The sequence below is a fragment of the Serratia proteamaculans genome, from assembly GCF_013337185.1.
Taxonomy (GTDB): domain Bacteria; phylum Pseudomonadota; class Gammaproteobacteria; order Enterobacterales; family Enterobacteriaceae; genus Serratia; species Serratia proteamaculans_D.
On sequence record NZ_SWDE01000001.1, the window covers coordinates 1,739,044 to 1,761,815 of the forward strand.

General features: G+C 56.8%; 22 protein-coding genes and 1 riboswitch. Of the genes, 9 read left to right on the forward strand and 13 right to left on the reverse strand.

Annotation, left to right across the window (positions count from 1 at the left end; translation table 11 throughout):
* Window positions 1-23: 23 nt before the first annotated feature.
* The 4 genes from dusC to FCL49_RS08135 form a co-directional block, all read right to left on the reverse strand.
* Window positions 24-953, reverse strand: a complete 930-nt coding sequence (dusC, locus tag FCL49_RS08120; RefSeq protein WP_174353135.1) for a tRNA dihydrouridine(16) synthase DusC — start codon at window positions 951-953, stop codon at window positions 24-26.
* An 81-nt stretch (window positions 954-1,034) separates the two neighbouring features.
* Window positions 1,035-1,994, reverse strand: a complete 960-nt coding sequence (locus tag FCL49_RS08125; RefSeq protein ID WP_174353136.1) for a D-2-hydroxyacid dehydrogenase family protein — start codon at window positions 1,992-1,994, stop codon at window positions 1,035-1,037.
* Window positions 1,995-2,018: 24 nt separating this feature from the next.
* Window positions 2,019-2,468, reverse strand: coding sequence for a universal stress protein (locus FCL49_RS08130; RefSeq protein WP_174353137.1), 450 nt, complete (start codon window positions 2,466-2,468; stop codon window positions 2,019-2,021).
* A 12-nt stretch (window positions 2,469-2,480) separates the two neighbouring features.
* Complete coding sequence (locus tag FCL49_RS08135) at window positions 2,481-3,260, reverse strand: IclR family transcriptional regulator (protein ID WP_174353138.1); 780 nt, start codon at window positions 3,258-3,260, stop codon at window positions 2,481-2,483.
* Window positions 3,261-3,420: 160 nt separating this feature from the next.
* Here FCL49_RS08135 and FCL49_RS08140 point away from each other — a divergent pair, with 160 nt between their 5' ends.
* Entirely contained in the window at window positions 3,421-5,028 is a 1,608-nt protein-coding gene (locus FCL49_RS08140; RefSeq protein WP_174353139.1) for an MFS transporter, read from the forward strand.
* A 2-nt stretch (window positions 5,029-5,030) separates the two neighbouring features.
* A complete protein-coding gene (locus tag FCL49_RS08145) occupies window positions 5,031-6,059 on the forward strand; it encodes an HlyD family secretion protein (RefSeq protein ID WP_174353140.1) in 1,029 nt (342 codons plus the stop codon).
* A gap of 78 nt (window positions 6,060-6,137) precedes the next feature.
* On the opposite strand, the gene rhlE is transcribed toward FCL49_RS08145, so the two are convergent.
* Window positions 6,138-7,508, reverse strand: a complete 1,371-nt coding sequence (gene rhlE / locus FCL49_RS08150; protein WP_012005765.1) for an ATP-dependent RNA helicase RhlE — start codon at window positions 7,506-7,508, stop codon at window positions 6,138-6,140.
* Window positions 7,509-7,810: 302 nt separating this feature from the next.
* Here rhlE and cecR point away from each other — a divergent pair, with 302 nt between their 5' ends.
* The 5 genes from cecR to FCL49_RS08175 are packed head-to-tail and all read left to right on the forward strand — an operon-like array spanning window position 7,811 to window position 13,533.
* Entirely contained in the window at window positions 7,811-8,500 is a 690-nt protein-coding gene (cecR, locus tag FCL49_RS08155) for a transcriptional regulator CecR (protein ID WP_174353141.1), read from the forward strand.
* Window positions 8,501-8,518: 18 nt separating this feature from the next.
* Complete coding sequence (gene hlyD, locus FCL49_RS08160; RefSeq protein ID WP_174353142.1) at window positions 8,519-9,505, forward strand: secretion protein HlyD; 987 nt, start codon at window positions 8,519-8,521, stop codon at window positions 9,503-9,505.
* A gap of 10 nt (window positions 9,506-9,515) precedes the next feature.
* The gene (locus FCL49_RS08165; protein ID WP_174353143.1) at window positions 9,516-11,246 is read left to right on the forward strand and encodes an ATP-binding cassette domain-containing protein; all 1,731 of its coding nucleotides are present in this window, start codon (window positions 9,516-9,518) and stop codon (window positions 11,244-11,246) included.
* On the forward strand, window positions 11,243-12,415 hold the full coding sequence (locus FCL49_RS08170; protein WP_254611005.1) for an ABC transporter permease: 1,173 nt from the start codon (window positions 11,243-11,245) through the stop codon (window positions 12,413-12,415). Before FCL49_RS08165 ends, FCL49_RS08170 begins: the two co-directional genes overlap by 4 nt.
* Window positions 12,416-12,426: 11 nt before the next feature.
* Entirely contained in the window at window positions 12,427-13,533 is a 1,107-nt protein-coding gene (locus FCL49_RS08175; protein WP_174353144.1) for an ABC transporter permease, read from the forward strand.
* 43 nt (window positions 13,534-13,576) lie between these two features.
* Here the strand turns inward: FCL49_RS08175 and FCL49_RS08180 are convergent, their stop codons facing one another.
* From FCL49_RS08180 to moaA, 6 genes are all read right to left on the reverse strand, one after another.
* On the reverse strand, window positions 13,577-14,287 hold the full coding sequence (locus FCL49_RS08180) for a Bax inhibitor-1/YccA family protein (protein ID WP_153857640.1): 711 nt from the start codon (window positions 14,285-14,287) through the stop codon (window positions 13,577-13,579).
* A 130-nt stretch (window positions 14,288-14,417) separates the two neighbouring features.
* On the reverse strand, window positions 14,418-14,885 hold the full coding sequence (moaE, locus tag FCL49_RS08185) for a molybdopterin synthase catalytic subunit MoaE (RefSeq protein ID WP_174353495.1): 468 nt from the start codon (window positions 14,883-14,885) through the stop codon (window positions 14,418-14,420).
* A 2-nt stretch (window positions 14,886-14,887) separates the two neighbouring features.
* Window positions 14,888-15,133, reverse strand: a complete 246-nt coding sequence (gene moaD / locus FCL49_RS08190; protein ID WP_012005757.1) for a molybdopterin synthase sulfur carrier subunit — start codon at window positions 15,131-15,133, stop codon at window positions 14,888-14,890.
* Window positions 15,130-15,609 (reverse strand): cyclic pyranopterin monophosphate synthase MoaC, encoded by a 480-nt coding sequence (gene moaC, locus FCL49_RS08195; protein ID WP_012005756.1) that lies wholly within the window; start codon window positions 15,607-15,609, stop codon window positions 15,130-15,132. The genes moaD and moaC overlap by 4 nt, the downstream gene beginning before the upstream one ends.
* A 5-nt stretch (window positions 15,610-15,614) precedes the next feature.
* A complete protein-coding gene (gene moaB, locus FCL49_RS08200; protein WP_174353145.1) occupies window positions 15,615-16,127 on the reverse strand; it encodes a molybdenum cofactor biosynthesis protein B in 513 nt (170 codons plus the stop codon).
* A 27-nt stretch (window positions 16,128-16,154) separates the two neighbouring features.
* Window positions 16,155-17,138, reverse strand: coding sequence for a GTP 3',8-cyclase MoaA (gene moaA / locus FCL49_RS08205; protein ID WP_174353496.1), 984 nt, complete (start codon window positions 17,136-17,138; stop codon window positions 16,155-16,157).
* Window positions 17,128-17,269: riboswitch (molybdenum cofactor riboswitch) on the reverse strand. It overlaps the preceding gene by 11 nt.
* A gap of 260 nt (window positions 17,270-17,529) precedes the next feature.
* On the opposite strand from moaA, the gene yvcK reads away from it, so the two are divergent.
* Window positions 17,530-18,447 (forward strand): uridine diphosphate-N-acetylglucosamine-binding protein YvcK, encoded by a 918-nt coding sequence (yvcK, locus tag FCL49_RS08210; RefSeq protein ID WP_174353146.1) that lies wholly within the window; start codon window positions 17,530-17,532, stop codon window positions 18,445-18,447.
* 4 nt (window positions 18,448-18,451) lie between these two features.
* Here the strand turns inward: yvcK and FCL49_RS08215 are convergent, their stop codons facing one another.
* Window positions 18,452-18,709, reverse strand: coding sequence for a VF530 family DNA-binding protein (locus FCL49_RS08215; protein ID WP_112350229.1), 258 nt, complete (start codon window positions 18,707-18,709; stop codon window positions 18,452-18,454).
* 107 nt (window positions 18,710-18,816) lie between these two features.
* A complete protein-coding gene (uvrB, locus tag FCL49_RS08220; protein ID WP_174353147.1) occupies window positions 18,817-20,829 on the reverse strand; it encodes an excinuclease ABC subunit UvrB in 2,013 nt (670 codons plus the stop codon).
* 1,138 nt (window positions 20,830-21,967) lie between these two features.
* On the opposite strand from uvrB, the gene FCL49_RS08225 reads away from it, so the two are divergent.
* A complete protein-coding gene (locus FCL49_RS08225; protein ID WP_174353148.1) occupies window positions 21,968-22,678 on the forward strand; it encodes an ATP-binding cassette domain-containing protein in 711 nt (236 codons plus the stop codon).
* The last annotated feature ends 94 nt before the right edge of the window (window positions 22,679-22,772 follow it).

Consider the following 22,772-nt stretch of genomic DNA (forward strand, 5'->3'; position numbering starts at 1 on the left):
AGCACCGCTCCCCTGTTTCATCCTTAACGACAGATCACCCGGGCGATATCCTTCGAGTTATTCAACGCACGGATCTCGCTGAATAGCTCGGTCGCCTGGTCATATTCTTTACGCAAATAACCCAGCCACTGTTTTATCCGCGCCACGTGGTACAGGCCGGTATCGCCCTGTTTTTCCAGATGAACGTATTTTTGCAGCAGCTGCACCACCTGTGGCCAGGGCATGCGCGGTTCATTGTATTTCACTACCCGGCTCAGGTTGGGCACATTTAGCGCACCGCGCCCGAGCATCACCGCATCGCAGCCGGTAGTTTGCAGGCAGTCTTGCGCACTCTGGTAGTCCCAGATCTCACCGTTGGCGATCACCGGAATGGTCAGCCGCTGGCGGATCTCACCAATTGCTGCCCAGTTAATACGTTCCGCCTTGTAGCCGTCTTCTTTGGTACGCCCGTGCACCGCCAATTCGCTGGCACCGGCCTGCTGCACCGCATCGGCAATTTCAAAGCTGCGGCTGTCGCTATCCCAACCCAGGCGTATTTTTACCGTCACCGGCAAATGGGCAGGTACCGCTGCACGCATGGCCTTGGCGCCCTGGTAAATCAGCTCCGGATCCTTGAGCAGCGTCGCCCCGCCGCCGCTGCCATTCACCAACTTGGATGGGCAACCACAGTTGAGATCGACACCGTAAGATCCCAATTCCACCGCGCGAGCGGCATTTTCTGCCAGCCACTGCGGGTATTGACCAAGCAATTGGATACGCACCAGAGTGCCGGACGGCGTACGGCTGGCGTGATGAAGTTCAGGGCACAGGCGGTAGAAAGACTTGGCAGGCAGCAGTTGATCGACCACGCGCAGGAATTCGGTGATGCACAGGTCGTAGTCGTTCACTTCGGTGAGCAGCTCACGCACCAAAGAATCGAGAACGCCCTCCATCGGAGCCAATAATACGCGCATGATTACCCCTGCTAAAAAAGACGCGCAATGATACGGGGGAATGCCCGCAGCAGACAAGCATCTGAGGGGAATAAAACCGTGCTACGTCAATTGGCGCAGCGGGACACCGGCGATAAAGGCCTCGATGTTTTCGATCGCTTCGCGGAAATAGATTTGATAGTTGCTGTCGGCCACATAGCCCAGATGCGGCGTCGCCAGCACGTTGGGCAGTTGGCGGAAGATGTCGTCGCTCGGCAAGGGTTCAACCTCAAACACATCCAGCCCGGCACCGGCAATTTGCCCCTGCTGCAATGCGTCAATCAACGCGTTGCGATCGACAATCGCCGCACGCGAGGTATTGATCAGATAAGCGGTTTTCTTCATCGCCTGCAGTTCTGGCCGGCCCACCAGCCCACGGCTACGTTCACTGAGCACCAGATGAACCGAAACAAAGTCGCTCTGTTCAAACAGCGCCTGTTTGGATGCTGCCAGCATTACCCCCACCTCGGCGGCCCTTTCTGCCGTCAGGTTTTGGCTCCAGGCCAGCACCCGCATACCAAACGCCTGCGCCACCACCGCCATTTGGCTGCCAATCTTGCCCAACCCCAGCAGGCCCAGCGTCTTGCCCTGCAGCGTCACGCCAACCGCTTGCTGCCACGGCCCGTTGTGCCGCAGGCCGTGATTTTCGGTCAGCAAATGTTTTGCCAACCCCAGCAGCAGCGCCCAGCTTAGCTCCATCGGTGCAGCTGAGCCGCTGGCGGTCCCGCAGACAATCACCCCATGCTGTGCCGCTGCCGCCAAATCAATAGAGGCATTGCGCATGCCCGAGGTGATCAACAGCTTTAACTGAGGCAAACGCGCCAGCAGCGTGGCGGTGATCGGCGTACGTTCACGCATAATCACCAAAATATCGCAGTCCTGCAGATGCACGGCCAGTTCCGCTTCATCACTAAAATGTTGACCGATACTGAACACCTCAACCCGATCGCCGAGGGCAGACCAGTCGGCCATGCTGAGCGCGACCTGCTGATAATCATCAAGAATGGCACATTTTAGTTTCATCTTCGGCTCCGGGATTAGGCAAAGTCAGTCGGCACGCACATCAACCAGCACCGGGCAATCGGCATGTTCAATCACCAGGGCGCTGTGCGACCCATTTAACAAACGTCTAAAGGGGGAAAGATGGCGTCGCCCCATAATAATCATCGTCGCATTCAGTTCTTTCGCCTGGGCAACAATGGTTTCTGCCGGCTCACCGGCCACCACTCGCCCACGCGCATTGACCCCTGCGGCCTGCAGTTCGCTCAGCGCCTGGTGTACTACAGTGGCAGCGGCCTGTTGTTCATCCTGCGCGTAGCCGAAATCTGCCGGATCTTCACCCGCTTCTATTTCATAAGGCCCCGTCATGGAATAGCCAAGATCGACACAACAAAGCACCACGACCGCCGCCTGCTGGGCCAACGCCTGTTCAGCAGCCAGTGAAATGACCTTACGAGCATTGGCGGAATTATCAACCGCAACCAACAGCGTTTTCATTATCTACTCCGATTAATCTCGCGCAGCCGCCTTGCCGATCTCATCAATCAGCGCCTCTTTACACCTGAGGATTTCCTCGCGGAAGCGAGCTTCATTTTTGGTAAAACGGGAACTGGGCACCAACAGACTGATGGAGAAACGTCCCAGAATGGTATCGATGGCCACCGCCATGGTTGAAACGCCTTCCAGCGTTTCCTCCCGATCATAGGACAGACCGGTACGGCGTATTTCGTTCAGGTGCTGCAGCAGTGCCGGAAAATCACGTACCGTCATATCGGTCACCGCCATATAGGCTTCCCCCAGTAAATTTCGGGCCGCATCATCGCTGTTCAAAGCCAATAACGCACGTCCGCCGGAGGTGCTGTACAGCGGCAGATTCATGCCGATGCGCGGCACCACCCGCAGCTCGCGATCCGCCACAATGTAGTGCACCACCGCCAACTGCAAACCGCTGGCGCGCCCCAGAGAAACCGTCTCGCCGGTGGCGTCACATAAAGCCTGCAGCCAGGGCGTCGCAATCGACACCATTTCGGTATGTACGCTGGCAATCAGCCGCAGCAACGACGGCCCCAGACGCACACCACCGGCACCGCCGCGCACCAATTGCACAGAATCCAACGCGTTGACGATACGTTGCACGGTGGAACGCGGCAGATCGACCGCCTGCGCGATTTCACCCAGGCTCATGCCGTTGGGCTTGGCGCCCAGTGCCTCGAGGATTTTCGCCGCACGGGTAATAACCTGAATACCGCCAGTTTTTTCATCATCACAGAATGTTGAGGGTTCAGACATGGAAGGCTCTTTTCCTTGCTTTTGGCCACACTGTAACATTTTTTCCTGTCAGGCGGCACGATGTACCACATTGCAATACAGTGCATCACAATGTAGCATGCGTCACAATGTATCGCTATGCAATACAGTGCATCGTAAGTTTCGTTTCTGGAGTCATACTATGAATGCTCAGCCTGCGTCTGCCGTCGCCGCGCCGCATCCTTTCACCCTGCGTCTTGCTGTGGGGTTGGTGGGAGTGCTAATTGCCGCCCTGACCTCAGGACTCAATGATCGCATCAGCGATCTGGCGCTGGCGGATATCCGCGCGGCTATCGGTATCGGTTTCGACCAGGGGAGTTGGATCACCTCGGTTTATCAGGCGGCGGAAGTGTCGGCCATGATGGTGGCTCCCTGGTTTGCCGTGACCTTTTCGCTACGCCGTTTCGCCCTGGTAATGATCGGTGGTTTTGCCATCGTCGGTGTACTCCAGCCTTTAACCGCCGATCCCACACTGTTTATTGCGCTGCGGGTGGTGCAAGGCCTGTTTGGTGGGGCATTGCCGCCGTTGCTGATGACGGTGGCACTGCGTTTTCTGCCACCCGGCATCAAGCTTTACGGTCTGGCCGCCTATGCGCTTACCGCCACCTTTGGCCCTAATGTCGCGGCGCCGCTGGCGGCACTGTGGACCGACAGTCTGGGTTGGCAGTTTGTGTTCTGGCAGGCGGTCCCGCTGTGTCTGATCGCCTCCTTATTGATCGGCTGGGGGTTGCCGCAGGATCCCTTGCGGTTGGAGCGTTTCCGCCAGATCGATCTGTTCGGCATGCTGACCGGCTGTAGCGGTATCGCGCTGTTGATTCTCTCGCTGACTCAGGGTGAGCGACTCGACTGGTTCAATTCGCCCTTGATTAGCCTGATGTTGCCGGTTTCCATTGCGCTGTTGGTGGTGTTTTTGATCAACGAATGGTTCCATCCGTTACCGCTGTTAAAACTGCAATTACTGCGGCGCATAAATCTTTCTTATAGCCTGCTGACGCTGGCTGGCGTGCTGTTGCTGGCGCTGTCAGGCTCGATGCTGCCGTCGTTTTACTTTTCGCAGGTGGAGGGTTTTCGCACCGTACAATTTGCGCCTCTGGCGTTAGTCGTAGGCTTGCCGCAGTTAGTGATAGCACCCTTAATCGCCACCCTGTTGAACCTGCGTTGGGTAGACGCCCGCTGGGTGCTGACCTTCGGTGCTGCATGCATTGCCGGCTCTTGTTTGCTGGGTATGCAACTGACCGACGACTGGGCGCGGCAAAATTTCTGGCTGATCCAGAGTCTGCAGGCGTTTGGTCAGCCGATGATGATTTTGCCAGTTTTACTGACCTCCACCAGCGTGATCATGGCGCCGGAAGGCCCCTTCGCTTCAGCAATGTTTAACACCGTGCGCGGTTTTTCCGCCGTGGCGGCGGGCAGCCTGGTCGAGAACTTTATGAGCCACCGGGAGCAATTTCACTCTCACGTGCTGGTTGACCGGTTAGGCAATCATCCGTGGCTGATGACGGCAGAAAACTCAGACCATGCCAGCGGCGCCCTGCCGCTGTTGCCGAACGGTACGGCCAGTTCAGCGGAAAATCTCGGGCATTTTTCGACGCTGGTAAAGCATCAGGCGGTGATCCTCAGCATCAGTGACGCCTACCTGCTGATTATTGGCTGCGCACTGCTGCTGGTGTTGCTGACCGCCTGGCTACCGAAGCGTACCTATCCGCCGCAAACGCTTTTACCTTTAGTTCCCAAAACATCAGGATCATAACCATGAGCTTCACCCCTGCAAAACGAACCTTAACTCTGGCGTTGCTGCTGCTAATCCTGCTGGCGATCGCTTTCTTTGTCCGCTCATCGCTCAATCGTCATCATTTACGTACCGATGATGCGGTCGTGAGCGCCGATTACACGCTGGTGGCCCCCAAGGTTTCCGGCTATATCCGCAGCGTCAACGTCAGTGATAACCAGCAAGTAAAAGCCGGTGAAGTGCTGGCCACCCTCGACGACCGGGATTACCGCGTGGCGCTGGAAACGGCACAGGCCAATCTGCAGATTAGTCAGGCCAAGCTGACCAGCATTCAGGCGCAGCTGGATCAACAGCAGGCCAATATTGCCCAGCAGGAAGCCGGCGTCAGCGCCAGCCAGGCCACGCTCAACTACGCCGGGCAGAACGCCGATCGCTATCGCCGGTTGCTGAAAACCGGTACCGCCACCGCCGATGAACAGCAAAAATCGGCCTCCGTGATGCAGACCGCCGCCGCGCAGCTAAGGCAGAATCAGGCGGCCGTGGTCTCGGCACGTAAAGAAGTTGGGGTGTTGCAGGCCAGCCGCAAACAGGCCGAAGCCGATATTGCCGCCTCACAGGCCAGTGTTGATCAGGCGCGTCTGAATCTTTCCTACACGCAGATTATTGCGCCGATTGCCGGCAGCGTCGGCCAGCGTGCGGTGCGCCAGGGTGCCTGGGTCTCCGCCGGTACGCGCCTGCTGGCGGTGGTGCCGTTACAGCAGAGCTACGTGGTCGCCAACTTCCTGGAAACCCAGTTGGCCAACGTCTCTGCCGGTCAACCGGTGTCCATCACCGTTGATGCGCTGCCCGGCGTGACGCTGCGCGGCCACGTTGACAGTATCGCCCCGGCGACCGGTTCCACCTTTGCCGCCATCAGCGCCGATAACGCCACCGGCAACTACACCAAAGTGGTGCAACGCCTGCCGGTGAAGATCCTGCTGGAACCCAACCAGCCGGAGCTGGCGCGGCTGCGCGTTGGCATGTCGGTGGTGCCGGAACTTGAGATGCGCTGATAGCAGGCGCAACCTGTTTTTTACCTATAAAAAAGGCCACCCTAAAGGTGGCCTTTTAGCAGCTGACAACAGCGCAATTTACTCAGCCGGGCGGCTGCGCGGACGGCGCGGAGCACCTGAACGCGGCTTGCCATCACCCTGCGGACGTGCACTGCCGCCACCGCGATTTTCACGCTGACCGCCATTGCCGCCACCGTTGCCACTGCGCTGGCCGCCACCGTTACCGGAGCGTTGACCACCGCCGTTGCCGCGTGGCGCACCGCGCCCACCCGCCTGACGACCGTTGATGATCGGTTCGGCCTTGATGCTCGGATCCGGCTCATAGCCCGGCAGAGCAATACGCGGGATCTCACGCTTCAACAGGCGTTCGATATCACGCAGCAGTTTGTGTTCATCCACGCACACCAGCGAGATCGCCTCACCGGTACGTTCAGCACGACCGGTACGACCGATGCGGTGCACGTAGTCTTCCGGCACGTTAGGCAACTCGTAGTTCACCACGTGTGGCAACTGGTCGATGTCCAGACCACGAGCCGCGATATCGGTAGCCACCAATACGCGGATTTTGCCGTCTTTAAAATCGGCCAATGCGCGGGTACGAGCGCCCTGGCTTTTGTTACCGTGGATAGCGGCGGCAGTGATGCCGTCTTTGTTCAGCTGTTCAGCCAGGTGGTTGGCGCCGTGTTTGGTGCGGTTAAACACCAAGACTTGCTTCCAGTCACCTTCACCGATCATCTGGGACAGCAGTTCCCGCTTACGCTTCTTGTCAACGAAGTGCACGCTTTGCTCAATCTGCTCGGACGCGGTGTTACGGCGCGCCACTTCAACCGATGCCGGGTTGTGCAACAGTTTGTTGGCCAGCCCTTTGATGTCGTCGGAGAAGGTTGCAGAGAACAATAGGTTCTGACGCTTGGCAGGCAGCTTGGCCAGCACGCGGCGGATATCATGGATAAAGCCCATATCCAGCATGCGGTCAGCTTCGTCCAGCACCAGAATTTCAATTTTGGACAGGTCAACCGCGCGCTGGTGTTCCAGATCCAGCAGGCGACCCGGTGTTGCCACCAGCACGTCGACGCCACCGCGCAGTTTCATCATCTGCGGGTTAATGCTCACGCCACCAAATACCACCAGCGAACGCAGGCGCAGGTATTTGCTGTAGGATTCGACGTTTTCGCCGATCTGCGCAGCCAGTTCACGGGTTGGCGTCAGGATCAACGCACGTACCGGACGGCGACCTTTGACCGCATGGTCATGCTTACTCAGCAGCTGTAGCAGCGGCAGGGTAAAGCCAGCGGTTTTACCGGTACCGGTCTGGGCGCTGGCCATCAGGTCACGACCTTCCAATACGACAGGAATAGCCTGGCGCTGAATTGGCGTAGGTTCGCGATAGCCCTGTTCTTCAACAGCGCGCAGAATTTCAGCACTTAAGCCGAGGGTTTCAAATGACATAAAGAGAAAAACTCCAGATCCCCCCTAACCTAACAGTGTTCGGTGCAGTTTCCTGGGAGGATTATCAGACGGGACATTTTGCATGACCACGAGGGATTGGCACAAACTGCAGTGCACCAAGCGGGCGAGTGTAGCAGAAGTCGAACAAGAAAAGGCAAATTAAGTGACTCAGAGCACAATATGGCGACAATTCAGCCGAATCCGAAAGGATACCCTTAAATAAACCACGGTTACTGATTGCATTTCGTGCAATCTGGCATAAAGTTAATCATATGATTGATTAACTTTTACGAGTGCCATCAATGCCAAATAATCAGACTGCCGGCCGGGCACGGGGTGAGCAAGCGCGTCAGCAACTGATTGCCGCTGCCATCGAAATGTTCGGTGAATACGGCATTCAGGGTGCCACCACCCGCGATATTGCCCAACGTGCCGGGCACAATATCGCCGCCATCACCTACTACTTCAATTCCAAAGAGGGCCTGTATCTGGCCGTCGCCCAGTGGATTGCCGATTTTATCCAGCAGGCGTTTCGTCCGCTGGCCGAAGAGATTGACCGCTTCTGGCAACTCCCCGAAGCCGAACGTCTGCCGGAACACTACCTCGAACATCTGAAACGCGGCCTGCTGGCGTTCAGCGACCTGATGACCCAACCGCAGACGCTGAACCTGAGCAAAATCATGTCGCGCGAGCAGCTCTCCCCCACCGATGCCTATCCGCTGATCCACCAGCAGGTGGTGGCACCGCTGCATAACAAGCTTTGCCGCCTGCTGGCGGCCTATACCGGCATCGATCCACATTCGACCAAAATTGTGCTGCATACCCACGCGCTGATCGGCGAAGTGCTGTCGTTTCGCGTGGCGCGGGAAACCGTCCGCCGACAGGCCGGCTGGCAGCAGATCGACACTGCCGAGGCACAACAAATCAGCGAAGTGCTGGCTGAACACATTGAGATTCTGGTTAATGGGCTGCGCCAACGCTATGGCGCGTAAATTCAGGCAGGGAGAGTTATGAATAAGAAACGCAGTGCCTTCATCGTGGTCATTATTGTGCTGATCGCCGCGGCCGTTTACGGGGTCTGCTATTACCAACAGCATCAGGAAAAACCGCTGACGCTGTACGGTAACGTGGATATTCGCACGGTGAATTTGGGCTTCCGCGTCGATGGGCGGCTGGCGTCGCTGACGGTGGATGAAGGCGATACCCTGCAACCGGGGCAATTGCTCGGCAAACTGGACGACGCGCCCTACATCAACGCACTGCAGCAGGCGCAGGCTAACGTCGGCAGCGCCAAAGCCAAGCTGGCGCTGCTGATGGCCGGTTACCGCGCCGAAGAAATTGCCCAGGTACGTTCGGAAATGGCGCAGCGCCTGTCCGCCTTTAGCTATGCCGATAGCTTCCTGAAGCGCCAGCAGGGCCTGTGGGCGAAAAATGCTACCTCCGCCGACGCACTGGAAGATGCCCGCACCTCACGCAATCAGGCGCTGGCCAACCTGCAGGCGTCGAAAGACAAGCTGGCGCAGTACCTTAGCGGTAATCGCCCGCAAGAAATAGAAGAGGCCAAAGCCAATCTGGCGCAAAGCGAAGCCGCGCTGGCTCAGGCACAGCTTAACCTGCACGACACCAGCCTGGTTTCCCCGTCCGCCGGTACGGTGCTGACGCGTGCGGTCGAGCCGGGCACCATGCTCAGCGCCGGTGGCACGGTATTCACTTTGTCGCTGACCCGTCCGGTATGGATACGCGCCTATATCAACGAGGCCAGCCTGGGTAAGGCGACGCCGGGTACCGAGTTGGAAATCTACACCGACGGCCGGCCAGACAAGCCGTATCACGGCAAAATCGGCTTTGTGTCGCCCACCGCTGAGTTCACACCGAAAAGCGTCGAAACCCCGGACCTGCGTACCGACCTGGTGTACCGGCTGCGGGTGATCGTCACTGACGCCGATGACGCGCTGCGCCAGGGGATGCCGGTCACCGTTCGCTTTGCCCAACCTTGAGGGAGCGGTGATGGAACAGGTCATTGAGCTTGAGGCGTTGGAAAAGCGTTTTCCGTCACTGGCAAAACCGGCGGTCGCCAGCCTGACCACCCGGCTGACCAGCGGTGCGGTCACCGGGCTGGTAGGCCCGGACGGCGCCGGTAAAACCACCCTGCTGCGTATGCTGGCCGGATTGCTCAAGCCCAGCAGCGGCACACTGCGCGTCGCCGGGTTGGATCCGATCGCCCAGGATCGTCAGTTGCACGCCATTCTCGGCTACATGCCGCAAAAATTTGGTCTGTATGAAGATCTGACGGTGATGGAAAACCTGACGCTGTACGCCGATCTGCGCGGCGTCACCGGCGATCTCCGCAAGCAGACGTTCGATCGCTTGCTGACCTTCACCGATCTCACCCGCTTTACCACCCGGCTGGCGGGCAAACTTTCCGGCGGTATGAAACAAAAACTCGGGCTGGCCTGTACGCTGGTCGGCCAACCGCAGGTGCTGTTGCTGGATGAGCCGGGGGTCGGCGTCGATCCGATCTCGCGCCGCGAGCTATGGCGCATGGTGCATGAACTGGCCAACGACGGCATGTTGATCCTGTGGAGCACCTCTTATCTGGACGAAGCCGAGCAGTGCCGTGAAGTACTGCTGCTTAACGAAGGGGAACTGCTGTTCAGCGGCGCACCGAAAGATCTTACCCAAAGAATGGCCGGACGCACGGTGCTGATCGCCCCACCGGCCGGTAGCCACCGCGCCCTGTTGCAACGGGCGATCTGCCTGCCGTCGGTCACCGACGGCGTGATCCAGGGGAAATACCTGCGGCTGATCCTCAAGCAAGGCGAAGATCATCGGCAGGTACTGCAACAATTGGATCTGCCGGATGCCGAACTGAGCGAAGCGGATCCTCGCTTTGAAGATGCTTTTATCGATCTGCTCGGCGGCGGGCCGAACAGTAAATCGGCGCTGGCGGAGATCATGCCGACCGTTCAGGGAGAAAGCACGGAAACGGTGATCGAAGCGCAAGGGCTGACCAAGAAATTCGGCGACTTTGCCGCCACCGATCACGTGGACTTCAAAGTGCAGCGCGGGGAAATTTTCGGCCTGTTAGGCCCGAACGGTGCCGGTAAATCCACCACCTTTAAAATGATGTGCGGGTTGCTGGTACCGACCGAAGGCAAGGCGCTGGTACTGGGGATGGATTTGAAAACCAGCTCCGGCAAGGCACGCCAGCATTTGGGTTATATGGCGCAGAAATTCTCGCTGTACGGCAACCTGACGGTGGCGCAAAACCTGAAGTTTTTCTCCGGCGTTTATGGCCTGAGCGGCAAGGCGCAGCGCGATAAAATCAGCGAGATGTCCAACGCCTTCAACTTTGGCCCGATCCTCAACCAGACGCCGGACTCGCTGCCACTGGGTTTCAAACAGCGGCTGGCGCTGGCCTGCGCACTGATGCACGAGCCGGATATTTTGTTTCTCGATGAACCAACCTCGGGCGTCGATCCACTGACCCGGCGCGAGTTCTGGCTGCATATCAACGGCATGGTGGATAAAGGCGTAACGGTGATGGTCACCACCCACTTTATGGATGAGGCGGAATACTGCGACCGCATCGGGCTGGTGTATCGCGGCAAGATCATCGCCGCCGGCACGCCGGACGATCTCAAGCACCAGGTCGCCAGCAGCGATAACCCCAATCCCTCTATGGAACAGGCGTTTATCGAACTGGTGCAGGGTTACGATCAGGAGGAGCAGCCATGAGCCCCAAAATCGCCATGAGCGAAAAAATAGCCACCCGCGACGACAGTGGTTTTTCCTGGCGGCGGTTGCGCGCGCTGTGCCTGAAAGAGACGCGACAAATCTTGCGCGATCCGAGCAGCGGGCTGATTGCCTTTGTCATTCCACTGATGCTGCTGTTTATCTTTGGCTACGGCATCAACCTGGACTCCAGCAAGCTGCGGCTGGGCATCCTGATGGAACAACAAAGCGAAGAGGCGCGTGATTTGGCCAATGCTTTTGCTGGTTCGCCCTATATCGAACCGACCATCAGCGACAACCGTCAGCAGCTGATCCAGCTGATGCAGGCCGGACGCATTCGCGGGCTGGTGGTGATCCCCAACGATTTTGCCCAACGTATGGCGCGGCCGTACGACAGCGCACCGATTCAAATTATTACCGACGGCAGCGAACCGAACACCGCCAACTTTGTTCAGGGCTATACCCAGGGGGTGTGGCAAGTCTGGCAGCAACAGCGCGCCACCGACCGCGGGCTCGAGGAAAAGCCCTTAATCGATGTGCAGATGCGCTATTGGTTCAACCCGGCGGCCATCAGCCGGCACTACATCATTCCTGGTGCCATCACCATTATCATGACGGTGATCGGCGCTATCCTCACCTCCCTGGTGATTGCCCGCGAGTGGGAGCGCGGCACCATGGAGGCGCTGCTTTCCACCCAGGTAACGCGTGCTGAGCTGCTGCTGTCCAAACTGGTGCCCTACTATTTCCTTGGCATGATCGCCATGGTGTTATGTATGGCGGTATCGGTATGGGTGCTCGGCGTGCCCTATCGCGGTTCGCTGCTGATTTTATTCGTCATCAGCAGCCTGTTCCTGGCCAGTACGCTCGGCATGGGGCTGTTGATTTCCACCATTACCCGTAACCAGTTTAACGCGGCGATGGTGGCACTGAACGCCGCCTTTCTGCCTTCGATCATGCTGTCCGGCTTTATCTTCCAGATCGACAGCATGCCGGCCATCGTACGCGCCGTAACCTATATCATTCCGGCGCGCTATTTCGTCAGTACGCTGCAAACGCTGTTCCTGGCGGGCAATATCGGCACGGTGCTGATGATTAACCTGCTGTTCCTGATCGCTTCGGCGGTGGTGTTTATCGGCCTGACGGCCTGGAAAACCCAGCGGCGGCTGGATTAAGGGGAAAGACGATGTTTCACCGTCTCTGGACGTTAATCATAAAAGAAATGCAGTCACTGCTGCGCGATCCGCAGACCCGCGCCATCCTGATTATGCCGGTTATCGTGCAGGTGCTGCTGTTCCCGTTCGCCGCCACGCTGGAGGTGACCAACGCCACCATCGCGGTCTACAGCGAAGACAGCGGCCATGCCTCGGTCGAACTGACCCAACGTTTTGCCAAAGCGAAAGCCTTCTCGCATGTGCTGCTGTTGCGCAGCCCACAAGAGATTCAAACCACCATCGACAACCAAAAAGCGCTGCTATTGATCCGCTTCCCGGCCAAGTTCTCGCGTGATATCGCCAACGGCAATACCGCCCCGCTGCAACTGTTGCTCGATGGGCGTAACTCCAACAGCGCACAAATCGCCGCCAACTATGTGCAGCAAATTGTGCAGGACTATCAAAATGAGCTGATCGGTAACCGTGCCAAGCCCAACAACAGCGAACTGGTGGTGCGCAACTGGTATAACCCGAATCTGGATTACAAATGGTTCGTGGTGCCGTCGCTGATCGCCATGATCACCACTATCGGGGTGCTGATTGTCACCTCGTTGTCGGTAGCGCGTGAACGCGAACAGGGTACGCTGGAGCAGTTGCTGGTGTCACCGTTGACTACCTGGCAGATTTTTATCGGTAAAGCGGTTCCGGCGCTGATTGTCGCCACCTTCCAGGCCAGCGTCGTATTGCTGATCGGTATCTTTATCTATCAGATCCCGTTCGCCGGTTCGCTGCTGCTGTTCTACGGCACCATGCTGATTTACGGGTTGTCTTTGGTGGGGTTCGGCCTGCTGATCTCTTCGCTGTGCGCTACCCAGCAACAGGCGTTTATCGGTGTATTCGTGTTTATGATGCCGGCGATCCTGCTTTCCGGCTATGTCTCGCCGGTGGAGAACATGCCGGTGTGGCTGCAAAACCTCACCTGGGCCAATCCCATCCGTCACTTCACCGACATCACCAAACAGATCTACCTGAAGGACGCCAGTTTCAGCATCATTTGGCATAGCCTGTGGCCGCTACTGGCGATCACCGCCACCACCGGCAGCGCCGCCTATGCCATGTTCCGTCGTAAAATTGCATAAAAAAGGGCTCAGCATGCTGAGCCCCTACAAGTCATATAGATTCTTATCTGCGGTTGCCGAAAATCCGCAGCAACATCAGGAACAGGTTGATGAAATCAAGATACAGCGTCAGCGCGCCGACAATGGCGTACTTGCGGAAGCTGTCTTTGTCATCGGCGTTCAACTGCTCACCCATCGCTTTCAGTTTTTGGGTGTCATACGCCGTCAGGCCTACAAACACCACCACCCCGATGTAGGTAATCGCCCACATCAGCGCGGAGCTTTTCAGCCAGATATTGACCAGCGAAGCCAGCACGATACCTATCAGCGCCATAAACAGCATGCTGCCGAAACCGCTCAAATCACGCTTGGTGGTATAACCGTACAGGCTCATCGCACCGAACATACCGGCGGTGACCACAAAGGTGCTGGCAATCGAGCTATAGGTATAGGCGATGAAAATACTGGAAAGCGTCAATCCGGTCAGCGCCGAATAGAGCATAAACAGCGCGGTAGCTACCGTACCGTTGAGGCGGTTGACCATGCCGGAAATCACAAACACCAGCCCCAACTGCACGATAATCAGACCGAAGAAAGTGATCTGGCTGGAGAAGATAAAGTTAAGGATCGCGGGCGTGTTGGCCGCGTACCAGGATACAAACGCCGTCAACAGCATGCCACAGGTCATCCAGCCATATACCTGCGCCATGTAAGCCTGAATGCCGCTGTTGGCACGTTCGACGATTGAACCATTAGAGCGTGGATATCGGTCCATGACGGTTACCTTTTGCGTGTGGAACAAGATTTCGAGTCTCTCTTTGCGGGACCCGGCCTGCTATAAGCGTATCACAGAAAATCTAATGGCAAAGCGGCAAAGGTATTGATTTGTTTCTGCTGTTTACCGGTTATTTAACCGCTTTATGCCAGCGTTCTGCCGCCTGACGATCGCTGTCGCGCGCGTCAACCCAACGGTCGCCCTGGCCAACGGCTTCGCGTTTCCAAAACGGGGCGCGGGTTTTCAGGTAGTCCATGATGAACTCGCTGGCTTCGAATGCCATGCTGCGGTGGGCGCTGGTCACGCCGACAAACACAATCTCATCGCCAGGAAACAGCTCACCCACGCGGTGGATCACCGTCGCGCGCTGCAATGGCCAGCGGCTGCGTGCTTCGTCCACGATTTCCGCCAGCGCTTTCTCGGTCATGCCAGGGTAGTGTTCCAGCGTCAGCGCACTGACGTTATCACCCAGATTATGGTTACGCACCTTGCCGGTAAAGGTCACCACGGCACCGTCGTCGTCGCACTGCGCCAGCCACTGGTATTCTTCGCCAACGTTGAACGGCGCTTCCCCCACGCGGATACGGGTATTTTCCACCATTAACCCCCGGTTACCGGTGGAAAGAAAGCGACTTCATCACCGGCACGCAGCGGATGTTCGGCCGCCACCAGGGATTGGTTCACCGCCGTCAACAGCTTGCCGGACTCCAGTGCCAGCGCCCAGCGATCGCCGCGTTCGCACAGCGCCTTACGCAGCGCCTCTACCGTTGGATAGTCCGCCGGCATTGACAGGTCACCGGTGCCGACCAGTTCGCGCACCTGGGCAAAAAACAGAATGTTAATCATAGCTCCACCTTAAAATCACCGGATTTACCGCCGCTTTTCGCCAGCAGCCGCACCGGGCCGATCACCATGTCTTTTTGTACTGCCTTGCACATGTCGTAAATGGTCAACGCGGCCACCGAAGCGGCGGTCAAGGCTTCCATTTCGACGCCGGTCTTGCCGGTCAACCGGCAGCAGGTTTCAATCCGCACCCGGCTGTGTTCCGGCTGCGCTTCCAACTGCACTTCGACCTTGCTCAGCATCAGCGGGTGACACAGCGGGATCAGCTCCCAGGTACGTTTCGCCGCCTGAATACCGGCAATGCGCGCCGTGGCAAACACATCACCCTTGTGATGGCTACCCTCGATAATCATCGCCAGCGTGGTCGGCAGCATCTCGACGAAGGCCTCGGCGCGCGCTTCGCGCACCGTCTCTGCCTTGGCGGAAACGTCGACCATATGGGCTTCGCCCGCGGCGTTAATGTGAGTCAGCTGCGTCATAGTTTCTATTTCTTCAAATGTGGCAGGAAGTTGCACGGGCGGTGACGCGCGTCCAACTGCTCTTCAATAATGCGTTCCCAGGCGGTGCGGCAGGCGCGAGTCGAGCCCGGCATGGCAAAAATCACCGTCTGATTGGCCATGCCGGCCAATGCGCGCGACTGAACAGTGGCGGTGCCAATCTCTTCGTAGGACACCATGCGGAACAATTCACCGAACCCTTCCACTTCACGATCGAACAGCGGCAGCAGCGCTTCCGGGGTGTTGTCCCTGACGGTAAAACCGGTGCCCCCGGTGATCAGCACGGCCTGAACCTGTTCGTCGGCGATCCATGCGGAGATGCGTGCGCGGATTTGATATTTATCGTCTTTGACGATGGCGCGATCCACCACCTGATGCCCGGCTTCAAGCGCCGCTTCCTGCAGATACTGACCCGAGGTGTCTTCCGCTTCACCGCGACTGTCCGAAACGGTCAGAATAGCGATATGCGCCGGAATGAATTCACTGCTGGCATGACTCATTGCTTGCTCCCGTGCAATTGGAAAAATTTATCCGCCGATAAACGACAGATTCTGCGTGATGCCACTGTTGCCCTGGTGCAGGAAGTGGGTTTGCTTTTTGGTCCGCAGCCCACCCTGAATGCGATCTTTCAACTCTTCAAGCTGGCCGTCATTCACCAGCAGATCGCGCAGGTTAATGCCCTGCTCACCGAACAGGCACAGGTGCAGATTACCGATGGCGGAAACCCGCAGTCGGTTGCAGCTGGCACAGAAATCTTTTTCGTACGGCATGATTAAACCCACTTCACCCTGGTAATCCGGGTGGCTGAACACCTGCGCCGGGCCGTCGCTGCGGCCGCGCGGTTGCCGTTGCCAACCCTGCTGTTCCAGTTGCGAACGGATCACTTCGCCAGACACGTGGTGTTTGCGGAACAAATCGCCACCCTCACCGGTTTCCATCAATTCGATAAAACGCAATTGGATCGGACGGTCTTTTATCCAGTGCAGGAAAGCGCCCAGTTGCTGATGGTTAACGTCACGCATCAGCACCGCATTGACCTTGACCTTGCTGAACCCGGCGGTAAAGGCGGCATCGATACCCTCCATTACCTGACGGAATTTGTCCTGGCCGGTAATGGCGTGAAATTGACGGGGGTCCAGACTGTCGACGCTGACGTTGATCGCCGTCAGGCCGGCGTCGCGCCAGGCGGCAACGTCGCGCGCCAGACGGTAGCCATTGGTGGTCACGGCAAGCTGGCGAACGGCCGGGTTTTCACGCACGGCGGCAATGATCTCGGTAAAATCGCGACGCAGCGAAGGCTCACCGCCGGTCAGGCGCACCTTTTCGGTGCCCAGCTCGGCGAAGGCACGGCTAACGCGGCGGATCTCATCGAGCGACAAGAAGGTTTTCGGGCTGCCGTTAGGGCGATAGCCATCCGGCAGACAATAGGTGCAACGAAAGTTACACACGTCGGTGATCGACAGGCGCAAGTAATAGAACTTGCGCTCATAAGCATCAATGAGTTGCGGCACCATAACACCTTCCAAAGTCGGGAGATGCGAGCGTTTCCACTCTGCACCCTGGTGGCTGACTTCGCCACGGCCCAAGCGCCATATTGTTCTCAGAACAACGTAGGCCCAGAGGCTAGGAGTTTTGATTTCAGTTCCCGCAGGCTGAGTAGCCGGAACGAAACCGTGGTTTTCACCAGAATTCTAGCGCTAAACAAAGGCGATAGCCAACGCCCAATTTCGCTATATAATTGTGTATACAGCGTTTTTACGCGCTGCCAAATCTGGTAAACCATGATAAACACCCTTTACGCAGATGAATTGACCGGAATCACGCAAATCACACTCTTTTTCGCGTTTTTACGCCAAATCCGCTACTTTATGCGGGCAGTTAAGCCCCTTTGTAAGGAAATTTATGCGTAATCGTACCCTGGCCGATCTCGATCGGGTGGTGGCATTAGGTGGTGGCCATGGTCTTGGCCGCGTGATGTCTTCCCTGTCGTCTTTAGGATCCCGTTTAACCGGTATTGTCACCACCACCGATAACGGCGGTTCCACTGGCCGTATTCGCCGCTCGGAAGGCGGCATTGCCTGGGGCGATACCCGTAACTGTCTGAATCAGTTGATCACCGAACCGAGCGTCGCCTCGGCGATGTTCGAGTACCGCTTTAGCGGCAATGGCGAACTCTCGGGGCATAACCTCGGTAATCTGATGCTGAAGGCGTTGGATCATCTCAGCGTGCGCCCACTGGAAGCGATCAATCTGGTACGCAGCTTGCTGAAGGTCGACGCGGCGCTGATCCCGATGTCTGAGCAGCCGGTGGATCTGATGGCGCACGACCATGAAGGCAACCACGTCTATGGTGAAGTGAACGTCGATCAACTGACAGACATGCCGCAGGAACTGATGCTGTCACCGCGCGTCAACGCCACGCGAGAGGCACTGGACGCCATCGCACAGGCCGATGTGATCCTGATTGGACCAGGCAGCTTCCTGACCAGCCTGATGCCGCTGCTGTTGCTCGATGACCTGACGCAGGCCTTGCGCCGCAGCAGCGCCAATATGATTTATATCGGCAATCTGGGGCGCGAGCTGAGCGTCGCGGCAGCCGCCTTGACGCTGAAGAACAAGCTGGAGCTGATGGAAGAAAAAATTGGCCGCCAGATGATTGACGCGCTGATTGTTGGACCGGCGGTCGATGCCAGCGAAGTACAGGATCGGGTGGTGATTAAACAACCGCTGGAAGCGACGGATATTCCTTACCGTCATGACCGTCAGTTGCTGCGCCAGGCGCTGGATCAGGCATTGATCGAGCTGGGTGCCCGCGGCTAAGGCTTTACTGGCCGCCGCGCAACCATGGATTATCGCTGGCGGCCTTCTCAACCATATCGATATAAAGATCTTCCACCTGCTTGCGCGCCCACGGCGTGCGGCGCAGAAACTTCAGACTGGATTTGATGCTGGGATCGCTGCTGAAGCAGTTGATGCGAATGCGTTCAGCCAGCCCTGACCAGCCGTAGTTCTCCACCAGTTTGTTCAAAAGTTGTTCCAGAGTGACGCCGTGCATCGGGTCTTTGGACTGGTGTTCGGTCATGGTCTGCGGCTCGTAGTAGTCAATTGGCCGCACACCATAATCAGCTTTGGCGGAGGCGACAAGGATTTTATGTTTGGCAGGGGCGCCCTCAGCAGCGCCCCAAGCGGTCACGAAATAGCGATAAACTGCTCACGCAGCTGGTGGATTTCATCACGCAAGCCCGCCGCCAACTCGAACTCCAGGTTCTGTGCGTGGGTATACATCTGCGCTTCCAGCTCGCGGATTTTTTGATCCAGGGCTTTTGGCGTGAGGTTTTGGTATTGCCCCGCGTTTTCCGCCGCCTTGCCCTTCCCTCGGCCCTTGCCGCGATTGCCCGGTTTGCCCAACTGCAGAACATCGGAAACTTTCTTGTTCAGGCCCTGCGGCACAATGCCATTTTCTTCGTTGAACGCCTGCTGTTTGGCGCGACGACGTTCGGTCTCGCTAATCGCCCTGGCCATAGAGTCGGTAATTCTGTCACCGTAGAGGATCGCTTTACCGTTGAGGTTACGCGCCGCACGGCCAATGGTCTGGATTAACGAACGTTCGGAACGCAGGAAGCCTTCTTTATCCGCGTCCAGGATCGCCACCAGAGACACCTCAGGCATGTCCAGCCCCTCACGCAACAGGTTGATACCCACCAGCACGTCAAACTCGCCCAGGCGCAGGTCACGAATGATTTCGACCCGTTCCACGGTATCGATGTCCGAGTGCAGATAGCGTACCCGCTCGCCGTGCTCTTCAAGATATTCGGTCAGGTCTTCCGCCATGCGTTTGGTCAGGGTAGTGACCAGTACGCGTTCGTTGATTGCCACACGCTTGCGAATTTCAGACAGCAGGTCATCCACCTGGGTGGTCACCGGCCTGACTTCTATTAGTGGATCCAGCAAGCCGGTTGGGCGCACCACCTGATCGATAATATCGTCGCCGGACTTCTCCAGCTCATATTTGCCCGGCGTGGCAGACACATAAATGGTCTGCGGCGCCAAGGCTTCGAACTCTTCAAAACGCATCGGGCGGTTGTCCAGCGCCGACGGCAGGCGGAAACCGTATTCCACCAGCGTCTCTTTACGCGAACGGTCGCCCTTGTACATAGCGCCGATTTGCGGAATGGTGACGTGGGATTCATCGACCACCAGCAGGCCATCCGCCGGTAAATAATCAAACAGCGTCGGCGGTGGCTCGCCCTCTTTACGTCCGGACAGGTAGCGCGAGTAGTTTTCAATACCGGAGCAGTAGCCCAGTTCGTTCATCATCTCCAGATCAAACTGCGTTCGCTGCGTCAGGCGCTGTTCTTCCAGCAGCTTGTTATTGGCCAACAGCACCTTGCGCCGTTCGGCCAGATCCACTTTGATCTCCTCCATCGCCTGCAGGATCCGCTCACGCGGCGTCACGTAGTGCGACTTCGGATAAATGGTGAAGCGTTGCACCACCTGCTCGATCTGGCCGGTTAAAGGATCAAACAGCGAAAGCCGCTCGACCTCCTCATCAAACAGTTCAATACGCAGCGCCAGTTCGTCCGACTCAGCCGGGAAGACGTCGATCACCTCGCCACGCACGCGGAAGGTCGCGCGCTGGAATGCCTGATCGTTACGGGCATATTGCAGCTCCGCCAAACGGCGCAGGATCGCACGCTGATCGATGATCATGCCCTTGGTCAGGTGCAGCATCATCTTCAGATACAGATCAGGATCGCCCAGACCGTAGATCGCCGAAACCGATGCCACCACGATCACATCGCGGCGCTCCAGCAATGCCTTAGTCGCGGAAAGACGCATCTGCTCGATGTGTTCGTTCACCGCGGCGTCTTTTTCGATAAAGGTGTCGGAGCTGGGTACGTAGGCTTCCGGCTGGTAGTAGTCGTAGTAAGAAACAAAATACTCGACCGCATTCTCGGGAAAGAACTCTTTCATCTCGCCATACAGCTGCGCCGCCAGCGTTTTGTTAGGTGCCAGCACCATGGTGGGCCGGTTGAGATCGGCTATCACATTGGCGACGGTAAATGTCTTGCCCGAACCGGTAACGCCGAGCAGCGTCTGGTGTGCCAGGCCGTCTTCCAGGCCCTCTTCCAGCTTGCTGATGGCCTGCGGCTGATCGCCGGCAGGCTTGAATTCGGAATGCAGTTTGAAAACTTTACTCATGGACTCGGCTACCCTGTGGAGATGTGCGCGCTCAGGCGGCCATGGAGCTAATGCTCGATGAATGGCCTCTAATTATGGAAAGCCCCGGCGATTTTTGCCAGTGCCCATGATACTGGATATAAAACCAGCTTCAAGCGATTCGTCGTTTTAGCGTGCGTCAAATCAGGCTAAATGCACCGTCGGGGTTACAGCCGCGTGACATTTTTATTGTCAATAACAGATTTATCCCCAAAATCCGTCACGAATTAACTTATTGATAGCACTGCGGCCAAAAATCATACATAGAGACTTCATCAATACATTAGCCGCTTGATTTTAGTTAATTTATTGATAAGTAATGATTTTATAAAAAAGACGAGATTGCGGACAAAGCGAACACAACCCGCGTCCGCTCTCGCTTTAAACCGGTTTTCTAAATCTAATGCACAAGGTTATCCACAGGAATAGTGGATAACTCTCACCGTCCCGCCCCGGCTGGGAGTTGCAGAAAGAACGCTTTTTGCCGTTTCTGTCCGCCAAGAGGGCTTTTTTAGTTATTTTTTCACAATAATATCGCTTTGGTTATGCCGATTAATGCTAAAAAACACCATTGCCAAAAACGGATTTATCTCATTGTTGCCATCACCTGATGCATCTTGCTACAACCGACGAAATAGTTTGCACCATAAGCATTCTTCGCAGCACTGGAAGAGTGCAAAAATCGTCCGCGTTAACTTTCCCCGCTATTTTCACTTGCTCCGCCACGCCTGCCCTGGCGCGCAAAACCGTTAACAAGGCAATAACAATCCTATTTTTAGCGGTTTTATAAAGTTGGCCCAAGGGTTGCATTACCCTTGGGCGGCAAAAGTACGGTCGGGATAAATATCCGGGCAGTAACGGCGGAATGATCCGCTGTCATTTAGCGGCCAAACGGGAGTAAAACAACCGTCCTTTACTTGATAAAGACTAAAGAGCGCAGACAAGCCGACAATAACAGCGATTTTTGGCTATGTATCACATGTTTTACCCGAATTTAAACTACCTGGTAAAAGGCAGTCATTCAGCATTTCATTCTGGACATTAAAACACTCGGGAAAGAAACCGCTACTGCGAAAACGGTAGCAAGGAGTGGAATACAATTCTTTGAGGAGAATGCCGGATGTTGAGTTTAAGGTCAGTGAATCAGTTTTACGGACAAACCCATACTCTGTGGGACATCAATCTGGAGCTACCACGCGGCCAGTGTACGGTGCTCATCGGTCGTAACGGCGTAGGCAAGACCACGCTGGTGAACTGCATCATGGGCCATTTGCCGGTGGTCAGTGGCAGCATGACCTGGCAGTTGGCGGATGAACCGCCACAAAACCTGCTGCAACAACCAGTGGAAACCCGTACAGCGCTGGGGATCAGCTATGTGCCGCAAGGGCGGCAAATCTTTTCGCAGCTCAGCGTAGAGGAAAACCTGCAGGTAGCGCTGATGGCCGGCCGCGATAAAAACCGCCGTATCCCGCCTTTGATTTACCACCTGTTCCCCAACCTGCGAGAAATGCGCAGCCGCAGAGCCGGCGACTTGTGCAACGGGGAACAACAACAACTGGCGATTGGTCGCGCCCTGGTGCTGGAGCCAGAATTACTGATCCTCGATGAACCCACCAGCGGTGTGCAGCCAACGATCGCCGCCGATATCGGCAACGTGATCCGCAAGCTTAACCGCGAGCTGGGTATGACCATCCTGCTGGTGGAGCACAAGCTGCCGTTTGTCCGCCGGGTAGCGGACCGTTTCTGTCTGATGGACCAGGGGCGCAGCGTCGCAGATGGCACGCTGGAACAGTTGGACGAGGAGTTGATTAATGCCTATCTGGCAGTTTGATTGGCAGGGGTGCGCAATATTGCACCCCGCTCTCATGGCTTATCCCAGACTAACGCCTGCAGAACTGCACCACTCATTTCGCCTTGTGTTGTAT

Excerpts from the sequence above, each read along its gene's own strand:
- dusC (WP_174353135.1), bottom strand. The coding sequence starts at position 953 with ATGCGCGTATTATTGGCTCCGATGGAGGGCGTTCTCGATTCTTTGGTG.
- FCL49_RS08125 (WP_174353136.1), bottom strand. The coding sequence starts at position 1,994 with ATGAAACTAAAATGTGCCATTCTTGATGATTATCAGCAGGTCGCGCTC.
- FCL49_RS08130 (WP_174353137.1), bottom strand. The coding sequence starts at position 2,468 with ATGAAAACGCTGTTGGTTGCGGTTGATAATTCCGCCAATGCTCGTAAG.
- FCL49_RS08135 (WP_174353138.1), bottom strand. The coding sequence starts at position 3,260 with ATGTCTGAACCCTCAACATTCTGTGATGATGAAAAAACTGGCGGTATT.
- FCL49_RS08140 (WP_174353139.1), top strand. The coding sequence starts at position 3,421 with ATGAATGCTCAGCCTGCGTCTGCCGTCGCCGCGCCGCATCCTTTCACC.
- FCL49_RS08145 (WP_174353140.1), top strand. The coding sequence starts at position 5,031 with ATGAGCTTCACCCCTGCAAAACGAACCTTAACTCTGGCGTTGCTGCTG.
- rhlE (WP_012005765.1), bottom strand. The coding sequence starts at position 7,508 with ATGTCATTTGAAACCCTCGGCTTAAGTGCTGAAATTCTGCGCGCTGTT.
- cecR (WP_174353141.1), top strand. The coding sequence starts at position 7,811 with ATGCCAAATAATCAGACTGCCGGCCGGGCACGGGGTGAGCAAGCGCGT.
- hlyD (WP_174353142.1), top strand. The coding sequence starts at position 8,519 with ATGAATAAGAAACGCAGTGCCTTCATCGTGGTCATTATTGTGCTGATC.
- FCL49_RS08165 (WP_174353143.1), top strand. The coding sequence starts at position 9,516 with ATGGAACAGGTCATTGAGCTTGAGGCGTTGGAAAAGCGTTTTCCGTCA.
- FCL49_RS08170 (WP_254611005.1), top strand. The coding sequence starts at position 11,243 with ATGAGCCCCAAAATCGCCATGAGCGAAAAAATAGCCACCCGCGACGAC.
- FCL49_RS08175 (WP_174353144.1), top strand. The coding sequence starts at position 12,427 with ATGTTTCACCGTCTCTGGACGTTAATCATAAAAGAAATGCAGTCACTG.
- FCL49_RS08180 (WP_153857640.1), bottom strand. The coding sequence starts at position 14,287 with ATGGACCGATATCCACGCTCTAATGGTTCAATCGTCGAACGTGCCAAC.
- moaD (WP_012005757.1), bottom strand. The coding sequence starts at position 15,133 with ATGATTAACATTCTGTTTTTTGCCCAGGTGCGCGAACTGGTCGGCACC.
- moaC (WP_012005756.1), bottom strand. The coding sequence starts at position 15,609 with ATGACGCAGCTGACTCACATTAACGCCGCGGGCGAAGCCCATATGGTC.
- moaB (WP_174353145.1), bottom strand. The coding sequence starts at position 16,127 with ATGAGTCATGCCAGCAGTGAATTCATTCCGGCGCATATCGCTATTCTG.
- yvcK (WP_174353146.1), top strand. The coding sequence starts at position 17,530 with ATGCGTAATCGTACCCTGGCCGATCTCGATCGGGTGGTGGCATTAGGT.
- FCL49_RS08215 (WP_112350229.1), bottom strand. The coding sequence starts at position 18,709 with ATGACCGAACACCAGTCCAAAGACCCGATGCACGGCGTCACTCTGGAA.
- uvrB (WP_174353147.1), bottom strand. The coding sequence starts at position 20,829 with ATGAGTAAAGTTTTCAAACTGCATTCCGAATTCAAGCCTGCCGGCGAT.
- FCL49_RS08225 (WP_174353148.1), top strand. The coding sequence starts at position 21,968 with ATGTTGAGTTTAAGGTCAGTGAATCAGTTTTACGGACAAACCCATACT.